The sequence below is a fragment of the Bacillus sp. EB106-02-03-XG38 genome (assembly GCF_058792175.1).
Window position 1 is genome coordinate 37,485 of the sequence record NZ_JBYTED010000007.1, and the last position, 12,555, is coordinate 50,039.

General features: G+C 35.7%; 14 protein-coding genes. 5 read left to right on the forward strand and 9 right to left on the reverse strand.

The window, feature by feature from the left end:
* Positions 1–113: 113 nt before the first annotated feature.
* Together nagE and AC3WTI_RS24460 are read right to left on the reverse strand one after the other, a co-directional pair.
* Complete coding sequence (gene nagE, locus AC3WTI_RS24455) at positions 114–1,607, reverse strand: N-acetylglucosamine-specific PTS transporter subunit IIBC (protein WP_087957286.1); 1,494 nt, start codon at positions 1,605–1,607, stop codon at positions 114–116.
* A gap of 141 nt (positions 1,608–1,748) precedes the next feature.
* A complete protein-coding gene (locus AC3WTI_RS24460; protein WP_087957287.1) occupies positions 1,749–1,862 on the reverse strand; it encodes a transcriptional regulator in 114 nt (37 codons plus the stop codon).
* Between the two features lie 69 nt (positions 1,863–1,931).
* On the opposite strand from AC3WTI_RS24460, the gene glsA reads away from it, so the two are divergent.
* Complete coding sequence (glsA, locus tag AC3WTI_RS24465) at positions 1,932–2,861, forward strand: glutaminase A (RefSeq protein ID WP_001149853.1); 930 nt, start codon at positions 1,932–1,934, stop codon at positions 2,859–2,861.
* 175 nt (positions 2,862–3,036) lie between these two features.
* On the forward strand, positions 3,037–3,378 hold the full coding sequence (locus AC3WTI_RS24470) for a DUF3969 family protein (protein ID WP_000766602.1): 342 nt from the start codon (positions 3,037–3,039) through the stop codon (positions 3,376–3,378).
* Positions 3,379–3,401: 23 nt separating this feature from the next.
* Here AC3WTI_RS24470 and AC3WTI_RS24475 read toward each other — a convergent pair whose 3' ends face one another.
* Both AC3WTI_RS24475 and ytaF read right to left on the reverse strand, forming a co-directional pair.
* Entirely contained in the window at positions 3,402–3,560 is a 159-nt protein-coding gene (locus AC3WTI_RS24475; protein WP_000532409.1) for a hypothetical protein, read from the reverse strand.
* Positions 3,561–3,676: 116 nt separating this feature from the next.
* The gene (gene ytaF / locus AC3WTI_RS24480) at positions 3,677–4,288 is read right to left on the reverse strand and encodes a sporulation membrane protein YtaF (protein WP_087957288.1); all 612 of its coding nucleotides are present in this window, start codon (positions 4,286–4,288) and stop codon (positions 3,677–3,679) included.
* 130 nt (positions 4,289–4,418) lie between these two features.
* Between ytaF and AC3WTI_RS24485 the strand changes: the two genes are divergently transcribed.
* A complete protein-coding gene (locus tag AC3WTI_RS24485) occupies positions 4,419–5,072 on the forward strand; it encodes a helix-turn-helix domain-containing protein (RefSeq protein WP_097840564.1) in 654 nt (217 codons plus the stop codon).
* A gap of 99 nt (positions 5,073–5,171) precedes the next feature.
* On the opposite strand, the gene AC3WTI_RS24490 is transcribed toward AC3WTI_RS24485, so the two are convergent.
* From AC3WTI_RS24490 to AC3WTI_RS24500, 3 genes are all read right to left on the reverse strand, one after another.
* The gene (locus AC3WTI_RS24490; protein ID WP_142286582.1) at positions 5,172–6,494 is read right to left on the reverse strand and encodes an acetylornithine deacetylase; all 1,323 of its coding nucleotides are present in this window, start codon (positions 6,492–6,494) and stop codon (positions 5,172–5,174) included.
* A 48-nt stretch (positions 6,495–6,542) separates the two neighbouring features.
* Positions 6,543–7,964, reverse strand: coding sequence for an amino acid permease (locus tag AC3WTI_RS24495; RefSeq protein ID WP_087957291.1), 1,422 nt, complete (start codon positions 7,962–7,964; stop codon positions 6,543–6,545).
* 81 nt (positions 7,965–8,045) lie between these two features.
* The gene (locus AC3WTI_RS24500; RefSeq protein ID WP_016716379.1) at positions 8,046–8,300 is read right to left on the reverse strand and encodes a biotin/lipoyl attachment domain-containing protein; all 255 of its coding nucleotides are present in this window, start codon (positions 8,298–8,300) and stop codon (positions 8,046–8,048) included.
* A 274-nt stretch (positions 8,301–8,574) separates the two neighbouring features.
* Here AC3WTI_RS24500 and AC3WTI_RS24505 point away from each other — a divergent pair, with 274 nt between their 5' ends.
* Positions 8,575–9,978 carry a sigma-54 interaction domain-containing protein gene (locus tag AC3WTI_RS24505; RefSeq protein ID WP_087957292.1) on the forward strand — a complete coding sequence of 468 codons (1,404 nt, stop codon included), beginning with the start codon at positions 8,575–8,577 and terminating at the stop codon, positions 9,976–9,978.
* Between the two features lie 149 nt (positions 9,979–10,127).
* Complete coding sequence (locus tag AC3WTI_RS24510) at positions 10,128–10,325, forward strand: hypothetical protein (RefSeq protein WP_087957293.1); 198 nt, start codon at positions 10,128–10,130, stop codon at positions 10,323–10,325.
* Between the two features lie 53 nt (positions 10,326–10,378).
* Here AC3WTI_RS24510 and truA read toward each other — a convergent pair whose 3' ends face one another.
* Positions 10,379–11,116 (reverse strand): tRNA pseudouridine(38-40) synthase TruA, encoded by a 738-nt coding sequence (gene truA, locus AC3WTI_RS24515; protein ID WP_087957294.1) that lies wholly within the window; start codon positions 11,114–11,116, stop codon positions 10,379–10,381.
* A gap of 56 nt (positions 11,117–11,172) precedes the next feature.
* A complete protein-coding gene (gene rlmD / locus AC3WTI_RS24520) occupies positions 11,173–12,552 on the reverse strand; it encodes a 23S rRNA (uracil(1939)-C(5))-methyltransferase RlmD (protein ID WP_000615215.1) in 1,380 nt (459 codons plus the stop codon).
* Between the last annotated feature and the right edge of the window lie 3 nt (positions 12,553–12,555).

Sequence of the window (12,555 nt, forward strand, 5' to 3'; positions counted from 1 at the left end):
GAAAAAGAAAATTTACAAAAGTAAGATTGCTGTTAAATTGTTAACAAAAAAAGAGGATATCCTCTAAAAAATTGATGTCATCAATCTTTTCGGATATCCTCTTATCTTATTATTTATACGTGTTTTTTCATATCATCGGCAACAGATTCAACATTTGTACCTACGATAACTTGAACACTCGTATTACTTAATTTCATAACACCTTTTGCACCAGCACGTTTTAATGCTGCTTCGTTTACTTGACCGGCATCTTTTACTTGTAAGCGTAGACGTGTTGCACAGTTATCAATAACTGTTAAGTTTTCTTTTCCACCTAAAGCTGCTACGTAAGTTTCACCAATTGAACCTGCAACTGGAGCTTCCTCACCTTCAGTTAGCTCCTCTTCGTCTTCACGACCAGGAGTTTTTAAGTCGAACTTCTTAATTAAGAAGTAGAATACTACAAAGTAAATTGCTGCGTAAATTAAACCGATTCCTGCTAGTAACAATGGTTTTGTTGCAATACCGAAGTTTAAGAAGTAATCGATTGCCCCGGCACTAAATGAGAAACCATCATGAATGCCAAGTGTTGTTGTAATGAATAGAGACAGACCTGTTAATACAGCATGAATTCCATATAATACTGGTGATAAGAACATGAATGAGAATTCAATTGGTTCTGTAATACCAGTTAAGAATGAAGTTAATGCTAGACCACCTAACATACCTGTAACCATTTTACGTTTTTCTGGTTTAGCAGCTGCAATCATTGCGAAACATGCTGCTGGTAAACCGAACATCATGATTGGGAAGAAACCAGTCATGAACATACCTGCTGATGGATCTTTTGCAAAGAATCGTGCAATATCACCATGAACGATATCGCCAGCTGCATTTGTAAAGTCACCAAGTACGAACCAGAAGTATGTGTTCATTACGTGGTGTAAACCGATTGGAATTAATAAACGGTTTAACAATCCGAATAAACCAGCACCAATTGAACCTAAGTTCACGATACCATGTGCTACTGCATCAATACCACTTTGAATTGTTGGCCAAATTTGACCGAATACTAATCCTAAAAGAAGCATTACGATTGAAGTAATAATTGGTACAAAACGTTTTCCTGCAAAGAATCCTAACCATTCTGGTAGCTTAATCTTATGGAATTTGTTGTATAGTAACCCAGCAACAACCCCTGCAATAATACCACCGAGTATGGCCATATTAATTTTCGGCGTTAACGCCGCTGCTTTTGAAACCTTTGTCATTGTATCTGCTAATTTAGTTGGGTCTACTGAACCGACTAAATCTTGAACACTTTTTAATTTATCATTTAACTCTGCCGCTGAATATGTCTTACTTAGAGCATTCGTTGTATTTTGTAAAACAAGATATCCGATTGCTCCGGCAAGTCCAGCTGCTCCACTACCGTCAACAGACAAACCGATTGCAACACCAATTGCAAAAATAAGTGCTAAATTATCAAAAATTGCTGCACCGGCCTGTGCCATAACAGGAATGTTAAATACGTCTTCTTGTCCTAAACGAAGCAATAATCCTGCTGCTGGTAGTACGGCGATTGGAAGCATTAACGCTTTACCAATACGTTGTAGAAACTGCAACATTTTAATTCCCCCTATCAAATTTATGAAATCGTTATCATTATAAGTACGCCTTAGAAAACGCTTTCTATTTACATAACCATAATAACATATAGTTGTATAGATGTGTAGTTTTTATTTTCGAATTTTTTATGGATAAATATCCTATTTCCAAACTGTTATATAAAAGGAAAATTCTCCTTTTTCAATATAGAATACCCGAAACGAAATACCTACTATAGAACATGTAACTTTCGTTTTATCATTCCACTTTTTCATGTTATTATTTATTTCCGAGCATATCGGGAAAAGTAAACGTAGTTAATTCGAAATAGGAGCGTTGGTACTATGCAGTGCATTGAAACAAACAACTTACAACAGTTGTTAGAACAAGTAAAACCATATACGAAAAAAGGAAAGCTTGCTACTTATATCCCCGAACTAGGAAATGCAAATCCAGATGATTTAGGGATTGCCATTTTCCATAAAGAAACAGAATACATCCATGCTGGCAACTCACAAACACTATTTACTCTTCAAAGTATTTCAAAAGTAATTACACTTGCACTTGCCCTTTTAGATCGTGGTGAAGAATATGTATTTTCTAAAGTTGGAATGGAGCCAACTGGCGATCCATTTAATTCTATTATTAAGTTAGAAACGACAAGTCCTTCTAAACCACTTAATCCAATGATTAATGCAGGAGCGCTAGCTATTACAAGCATGCTAGCAGGAAAAGATAATGAAGAAAAAATGGAGCGCATCCTTCATTTTGTACGTGAAATAACAGATAATCCTACTATTAATTATTCTTCTAAAGTTGCCAATTCAGAATTGGAGACAGCTTACTTAAACCGTTCTCTTTGTTACTATATGAAACAAAACGGAATTATCGATTGTGACATTGAAGAACTTATGGATTTATACACTCGTCAATGTGCAGTTGAAGTAAACTGTATCGATTTAGCACGTATCGGCTTAATTTTTGCGATGGATGGCTATGATCCATATAAGAAAAAACAAATTATCCCTAAACATATTACGAAAATTTGTAAAACATTTATGGTTACATGTGGTATGTATAACGAGTCTGGCGAATTTGCGATTCGTGTTGGTATTCCAGCTAAAAGTGGTGTAGCTGGTGGTATTTTCGGCTGCGTAAAAGGAGAAATGGGAATTGGTATTTTCGGACCGGCTTTAGATGCAAACGGAAATAGTATCGCTGGTTTTAAGATTCTTGAACTTCTTTCTGCTCAAGAAGGTTGGAGTATTTTTTAATTGAGAGTTATCCTGCTATACTAGCAGGATTTTTTATTTCATAAAAAACCTCAACTTTATCAGCTATCCATGCCCTTACAAAAACCGTACTGAAAGTTTCTCTATATCATGCATATTTGCTCCCCCACCCTGAATAGTATAGTACAACCTAGCGCTATATGTGGAGGTGTGAAGGATGAAACTAATATTTCAGATGGAAAAACAGCCTGTTCTTGAAAAAACAATTCTTCTCTTTATATTGAGTATTGTAGAAAGCTTGAAGTTAAAAGTGGTTTCACTCGATGAAGCTCACCGATACATATTCAATTTAGAAGTACTTGAACTATTAATGGATCGGAACATCGATGATCAAGTACTTGAACTTATTCATTTCGGAATGGGACTTGAAGACATTCATCATGTGCTTCCTGAAGAACTTGAACATACAATCGAAGAATTAAAGTGGCTTTGTATCCAAGTATTAAGTGAGTACAGTATGCATGAAGAATCGGAACAATTAATTGAAGATATACGTTAAAAAAAGCACCTATGTAGGTGCTTTTAATGTTTTTTTAAACTATTTTTATACGCTTCAATATTTACTGGTAGCTCTTCCTCTTCCAAAGTATGTTCATTTACATCTTTATGAATGAACGCACCTTTAGGTGGTTGGTGATCATGCCCTTTTTTCTTATGATCAAATGCTTTCCCGCGTCCCATACAAATCCCCCTTTCTTAAAAGAAATCCGTATTAGTATGGAGAAAAGTACGTCGATATATGCAATCCCTTGCTGTATTTCCAAGGAAATACTCGAACCTTGTTTTTTCTCTTATCCTTACAACAACTGATCAATCCCAATAAGAATTAATAACACTCCTGCAATAACCGTAGCCCATTTCCCTAAGTATTCTGCTAAAAATCGTTTTCCTACATACGCAAATCCACTAATACAAATAAAACTAAACACCCCAGAAATAGTTGCTGTAAACCACAGGTTCAAGTTTGTTACTCCAGCATCAAATCCACCTGCAATATTATTAATAGACAACGCAATCCCTAAAACAATTGCTTCTGAAAAACTAATTGTTTTAGAACCATCAAAATCTGCTTTTTCTGGATCACGTAAAATCCCCATAAGTACATTACCATCTTTAGAGCTTACGGTATTTCTTTGCCCCAAGAAAGGCTGGCACAAAATAAACACCCCGATTATCCCTAAAACGATTGCTCCAATTAGGTTTGCGGTAAACTCTGAAATAAATAATGCAATCCAGTTTCCAAAAAAGCCAGCTAATAAAGTAAATAAAAATCCAAAAAATGCGATGATAAAATTGTTAAGCCACGAAATTCTGATTTTACGAATGCCATATGCAATCCCAACACCTGCATTATCTAAATTAGAAGCAATCCCGATTAAAAAAATTGAAAATAAACCTGCCGTACTCATAAACAGCCACCCCTTTTTCTCACTTTTCCATGCATCTTATGAAAATGTTGAGCAACTGTGCCTGTCTGTTTCATATACATGTAATAAATGCTCAACATTTTTTCAACATTAAAAAAGGAGTGCCTTCACTATGCCTAAAGAAAATCCAAATGAGCGGCTTAGTACATTAATAAAAAAACTTTTAAAAGAACGTGCCTTATCTATGCGCCAACTCGGAATGCTTACAAATATTGATCCTGCAACAATCTCAAGAATTATGAATGGTAAACAACCACCAAAACAAAAACATCTACAAAAATTTGCAGAATGTCTGCAAGTTCCGCCCCAATTATTATTTGATGAAATGTATCCTGATTCTCCTCACATTAATAAAGAGAAGACGGATATGTACACATCTCTTGATACAATCCAGCAAACGCTGCAATCCTCTAACTTATTTGATTTCGACTACACAACAACTCGCGTCAAACAAGAACTTGAAAACTATGAACGCTATGCTCAAACAACAGAAGGCGAGAAACGTATTCATGAAAGTTTCGCGAGCAAATTAGAACAAATTGATAGCGCCGGTCCTTTCATTGAACAATTAACAGATATGTATCAACAATTTTGTAATGAGACTATTTCAAACGAGGAACGTGCGGTTCTCGGAGGCGCATTACTGTATTTCATTTTATCAACAGACATTATCCCCGATTATCTCTTTCCGATTGGCTATTTAGATGATGCAATTGCTGTTGAATTAGCGAAAGAGAAATTAATTGAATTAAAACGCAAGACATAGAAAAATATAGAACTATTTCAGTTGTTTCTATTCAACTCTGAAATAGTTCACTAAAAAATCGTACAAGTATACATACCTGTACGATTTCAACATACTAATCTATTTTTTTGTATGACACCATTCATATATAAATGCTGTTATTACTTTTGTAAATTCAATTAACTGTTCTACTTCAACTTTCTCATTTATTGAATGAGCTTCTTCTAATGTACCTGGTCCGTAAATAACAGCTGGAATATGAAATTCACTAAACCAACCACCATCCGTTACCGTTGCAGACATATCTAAAATTGCATTTTGAGATAGAATTGATTCGTGTACTGAGCTAAGCGTTTTTACAGCTGCATGTTCACTATCTACTTCTAATGAAGGGAAAATTTCACCACGATCCACAATCATTGATTCTCCCCCCCACTTAAATTTTGGTGGGTTTTCACTTAACCATGGATCAGCAGCTGCTACTCTCCCAATATACTCTTCAATTTCGTTTATTATTTGTTCATGTGTTTCATTCGGATAAAAGTGCACCGTTATCCATAATCGGCACTCATCTGCAATAAACGCTGCATGCCGTCCACCTTCAATAACAGCTGGATTAATCGTTGTTGTTCCAGATGGATAGCCTTCATATGTTTTCATAACTGCCCAATGACGTTCTAGCTCTTGTAAACTTTGCACAATTTTCATCATTTTTTCAATCGCACTCGCCCCGAATAAACGTCCTCCCGCATGGATCATTTGCCTGCGTGTTGCATCATGAAACGTCTGAGGACTTTTCACAGTAATCCATCCAGTAATTACGCCGCCCTGTCCTTGCATATGCAAATCACTCGTATCCACTACGACTGCAAAATCAGCATCATAACCTCGCCTGCAGCATTGAAGTGTACCTGCCTCTCCAACTTCTTCCCCAATTACGGATTGAAAGATTAAATCTCCAGGTAATTCAATGCCAGCTTCTTGAAAAAGCTGAATAGCAAATAGCGCTCCAGCCAGTCCACCTTTCATATCTGCCGCACCACGTCCGACTAACCAACCATCTTTTATAAACGGCTCAAACGGATTCGTTTCCCACACCTCATCTGCTGACACTTCAGCTACATCCATATGTCCGTTAATAATAAGACTTTTATGCGTGTCACTTTCTATCCCTTTTTTCACCCCAACAACGTTCGGATCATTTGGATATACATCCCATTTATCTACACTAAAATTTCGTTTTCTGAGGAAATCCGCAACAAATTCTTGCGCCTCATTTGTATTTCTCGCCGGCGGTGCTGGTGTTTCAAAACGAATTAATGTTTTTGTAAGTTCCAGCAATTCTTCTTTCCTTAAATCTATTTGTTTTAACAGCTGTAAAACTCCTTGATTCATCGCTAATTCCCCTTTGCATACATAGTATGTTTCCAGCTTTATTTTCACAAAAAAAAGAGACTGTTTACAATTTTACAGTCTCCAAATTAATCACTATTATAAACTCTCTATTTCTGTTGTTTTTGTCTTTTCAATATGTTCTACCTTACGTGCCTTATTTCTTGTCGCACGGTAAAACAGTAAACAAACAATCATAAATGGAATACCACAATACAATGCCATTCTTTGTTCTGGAATAAAGGCCATACCTACAATTACTGTTACATTTAATACTAACGCAAGCAATGGTACGAATGGATACAGCGGTGTCTTAAATTTCAAGTCCTTCACATCCCCGCCCTGCTTAACATATGACCTTCTAGCTAATAAGTTAGATAGAGCAATAGATGCCCAAACTAATATCGCCCCAAATCCGGCAATAGAAAGCAGCCATAAATAAACTGTATCTTCCGCATAAATACCTGATAGTAATGAAAGACACCCTACAATCGTACTTACAATCAATGCATAAATAGGAACACCATTTTTAGATAACTTACCAAAAATCGGACTAATCATTCCTTGATTAGACATAGACCACAGCATACGAGAAGTTGCATATAATCCTGAATTCGCAACGGATAGTACTGCTGTAATAATCACGAAATTGATAATATCAGCTGCATAAGGAATACCAATTTTATCAAATACAACTACGAATGGACTTTCTATCACTCCTGCTTGTTGCCATGGGAATAATCCTGCAAGAATGAAAATAGATAATACAAAGAACACCAGTATACGCCAAACTGTATTATTAATTGCCTTCGGGATTGTTTTTTCTGGATTTTCACTCTCTCCAGCTGCAATACCAACAAGCTCCGTTCCTTGGAAGGAGAAATTAACTGCGATCATCGTTATTAAAATCGCTGATAATCCATTTGGAAACAATCCTCCATACTCCGTAAAGCTAGAAAACATCGGTGCTGGTTCATTTCCTTTCATATCTAGAAAACCAAACATTGCTGCCCCGCCCAAAATAATAAATGCAATGATCGTAATAACTTTAATACTTGCAAACCAAAATTCAACTTCTGCAAAACTTCTTGAGGATAACGCGTTGATAGCAAAAAGCAGTACCGCAAACACTACGCACCAAATCCATGACGGTATATCAGGAAACCATCGTTTCATTAAAATACTAACTGCAATTAGTTCAATACCTATCGTAGCAGACCAGTTTAGCCACGACATCCATCCGACTACATAACCTGCTGCAGGGGAAATGTGCTTCGTAGCATACGTTTGATAAGATCCTGCGTCAGGCATCGCAACAGCTAATTCCCCAAGACAGAGCATCGTTAAATACATAACAAATCCTCCAACAAGATACGCTACAATCGCTCCTCCAGGCCCAGCCTCATGAATTGTATACCCAGATCCTAAAAAAAGACCGGTACCAATAACTCCTCCAAGTGCAATCATAAATATGTGCCTACTTTTCAATTCCCTTTTTAACCCTTGGTTTTGATCCATCATATAAATCCCCCCATTTCATGTAAGCGTTTAAAAAAATGTTCATAATAAAAATAATTATTAAAAAGAGCAAAATACATAATATTAATCACTACCTGTTATTAAAAGATCATCCCTCACTGTTATTAATAACTTTTTATTAGCGATAGCTTGTCCTTCTACTACTTCTAATGACTCGATATACCCACTGATTCCTACCTTAATTTCTACTTTCTGCTTATCTATTGTTTCAATTAACGCTAATTTCTCCCATTCGTATACGTAAGAACTTTCCGTAACAAATAACTTCTCAACTTTCCCGTAACAAGGACTATACACGCCTTCTATAACCGTCTTCACTTTATAAACTCCTCCTTCTTATTAATTGGTACTGAAACGTTGCATATCCCTCCTTTAGAGATTTCAACTATTCTTTATGCAAAATGCGTACCAATCTTAAATTCCTATTTAAAATGAGGGTTCCTCACAAAAAAATCTTCATAACCGCAAATTTTTTCTATCTTGTAAGAAGTTTTAAAAGGAAAATCGCAAAAAAATTTTGCGATTTTATAAGAATTTTAATAAAATTATAAAAAGTCAGTCTTCATAGGGTGAAATGAGGAGAAGATAATCTATGCGTACAGAAGAAATTAATTTGAAACAGATCATTGAAATGAATATGCTATATGAAACTTTACTCAATGAGCTCGATATCGGGATTCATATTATTAATGAGGAAAGCAAAACGATTATCTACAACCGCAAAATGATGGAAATTGAATCAATGGAACGCTCAGATGTACTATATAAAAGTCCTTTAGAAGTATTCGCATTTGAAGAAAATAAAAATAGTACTCTTATAGAGGCATTAAAATTAGGAAAAACAAACAAAAATATAAAACAAACGTATTTTAACAATAAAGGGCAAGAAATTACGACGATTAACAATACTTTCCCTATAATAGAAAATGGAAAAATTAAAGGCGCTATTGAAATTTCAACAGAGATTAACCATTCCAAACAAACGATGAAAACGAGCCTTGCTCGAAAAACAAATAACAAGTTTACCTTCGATCATATAATTGGGGATTCTAGTGCTATTCAATCCGTCATTACAGAAGCGAAAAGAGTCATTCGCACATCCTCATCCATACTTCTCGTAGGGGAAACAGGGACCGGTAAAGAACTATTTGCACAAAGTATCCATAATGAAAGTCAGCGTTCAATAAAACCTTTTATTTCACAAAACTGTGCCGCTATACCTGATACACTCATGGAAAGCCTATTATTTGGTACGAACCGAGGTGCATTTACAGGAGCTATCGATAAAGCTGGTTTATTTGAAGAAGCGAACGGAGGAACTTTGTTATTAGATGAGATCAATTCGTTAAGTCCAGCACTTCAAGCAAAGTTGCTGCGAGCTATACAAGAAAAAACAATACGAAGAGTCGGAGGCACACAAGAAAAAGAAATTGACGTTCGCATTATAGCAACTATTAATGAAGACCCTCTTGAAGCTATTACACACAATCGATTACGGGAAGACTTATATTACCGATTAAGCGTCGTTACTTTATGTCTCCCGCCTTTACGCGAACGAAAAGAAGATATTCCCGCTCTTGTTCAGCACTTTATCGAAAAGTACAATATTCAATTTGAACTTAGCGTAACAGATATAGATGTACATGTAAGGGAATTCTTGTATGCATATGATTGGCCCGGAAATGTACGAGAATTGGAACACATCATTGAAGGTTCAATGAACTTGGTTGAAGATGAAAATATCATTACAGCGTTTCATCTTCCCACTCGCTTTCGCGAACGAATAAAAAAAGAATTCAATCTGCAACCTTCCCTAACTAATAACGATACTGATACACCTAAAACGTTAAAACACACAATAGAAGCAATGGAAAAGAACTACATCAATCAAATTCTAAAAGAATATCACGGTAATATCTCACAAGCTGCAAAGTTTTTAGGATTAAGTAGACAAAACTTACAATATCGAATTAAAAAACTGCATTTACACATATGAGATGAAGCTTGGATGAGTGGATTACTAGCCCTCACCAATTCGAATTTTATTGCTTTTTAATGCAGCATAAATCTGCTTTAATGTACAAATAAACATTTGGTAAAATATGCTATAATAAACATATAACATACTAGAAAGGAACGATGTATATGAGTAATGATAAAAGATTAAAGTTGTTACAATACTTAGCCTTCTTCCCTACCCTTCTATGTATGATGCTACTCATTAATATAAATACCTATCCTTATGCAAAGCTATTAGCAACAATTAGCGGCTCCTTTGCAGCTATTATGCTTGCTGCTTTTTGGAATTTGAAGATACGGATGAAGAAAGAGAAATCTTTTTAACGCTAAAGCATAAAAAAAATCGAGCCTACACAGCTCGATTTTTTTACTGACTATTAAAACTCAACATTCTCCAAATACAAACCACTTGCCTCAGCAAGGCAATTAATCTGATTACGTTGTTTCGACTCTAAAATGTGCGGAATTGCTCCAGCATCTAATTGTCCTAATCCAACTTCAATTAATGCTCCAACAATTTTTCGCACCATGTTATGAAGGAATCCGTTACCACTTACTCTAATTTGTACGAATCCTGCCTCTTCCATCACTTCAAGTGTATATACTTCTCGAACCATAGACTTTTTCTTTGATTTCGCATTTGAAAAAGCAGTAAAGTCATGTGAACCAACTAAATGTTTCGCAGCTTCTTTCATGCTTTTCACATTTAATTTTTTATTCACATGCATGCTGTATTTACGCATAAATGGATTTGTATGCTCTTCATTCCAAATCTTATAAAGATATGTTTTTGCTTTAGAATTGTAACGAGCATGGAAGCGGTCTTGTACTTCTTCCACGTTCGTAATGCTAATATCATTTGGTAAATATTGATTCAAATATTTTTTCACTTTATGTTCCACTAACTTTTCATCACTTTGAAAGTTAGCAACTTGATTCAAAGCATGCACACCAGCGTCAGTTCTACTGCAACCGATAATTTCAATTTCTTTTCCGACCATTTCAGATATAACACTTTCGATTTTTCCTTGAATCGTATTATCGTTATTACCGAGACGTTGCCATCCTTTAAAACGTGCACCATCGTACTGAATCGTTAATTTATAATTATTCATTTTACTCTCCTTCATAGAAAATATTCCCTCATATCGTGAGGGAATATGAATAAACTCTACTTTCTAACAAGCTTCACTACATTTTCTACATGAGCTGTATGCGGGAACATATCAACTGGTTGCACATACTCCACTTCATAACTCTTCATTAATGCTTGTACATCACGAGCTAATGAAGAAGGATTACAAGATACGTAAACAACTTGTTTCGGCTTCACCTTTAAAATTGTTTCCAATAATTTATCATCGCAACCTGTACGAGGTGGATCGACAACAATTACATCTGGACGCCATCCTTCTTTTACCCATTTCGGTAACCATTGTTCAGCTTTACCTGCTTCATATTTCGTATTTGTAAATCCGTGACGCTTCGCATTTTTTCTTGCATCTGCAATTGCTTCTGGAATTACATCCATACCACGTACTTCCGCTGCATCATTTGCAAGCCAAAGACCGATTGTACCAACGCCACAATACGCATCTACAATTTTCTCATCACCTGTTAAAGCTGCTGCTTTCTTCGCTTCATCATATAAAACAACCGTTTGTTCCGGATTCAACTGGAAGAATGCACGTGCTGATAATTCAAATGATAAATCACCAAGTGTTTCTTGAATTACTTCTTTTCCAGCTAATTTAAATGTTTTATCACCGAAAATAACCGATGTTTTACGCCAGTTTACGTTTTGCATAATTGATTTCACACTTGGCATTTGCTTTTGTACTTCTGCGATAAATTGCTCCTTATTCGGCAATTCTTCTTTTGTTGTAATAAGTGTGACTTGTACTTCCCCTGTTTGAACTGCAGTACGTGTCACAATTGTACGTACTAAACCTTTTTGCTTTTTCTCATTATAAATAGAAACATTTAACTTTTCTAATATACGTCTTACAACTTTTGTTGCTTCATTCGTTGCCTTATGTTGAATCATACAATGAGCAATATCAATTAACTGATGTGAGTTTTGTTTATACAGTCCTGTAATAACCTTTTCGTCTTTACGTCCCACTTGTAATTGACTCTTATTACGATAATGCCATGGATTTTCCATACCAAGCGTTGGACGAATTTTCTCTTCTAAACTGTTGTTCATATACTTCTCAAATGCTTGTACAACAATATCACGCTTTTGATTTAATTGTTCTTTATAATCTAAATGTTGCAGCTGACAGCCGCCGCACTCTTCATATACTGGACATGGCGCTTTCACACGATGTGGTGAAGCTTTACGAACTTTTTTCACTTTTGCTTCAGCGAAACCACGCTGAATTTTCGTTGTTTCAGCAACAACTTCTTCTCCTGGTAATGCCCCTGGAATGAAAACAACTTGTCTCTTAAAATAACCAACGCCTTCTCCGTTAATCCCAAGACGTTTAATTGTCACAGGAAACGTTTGACCAACTTCCAACTTACTCTCATGTTGCTTTTGTATCATTAT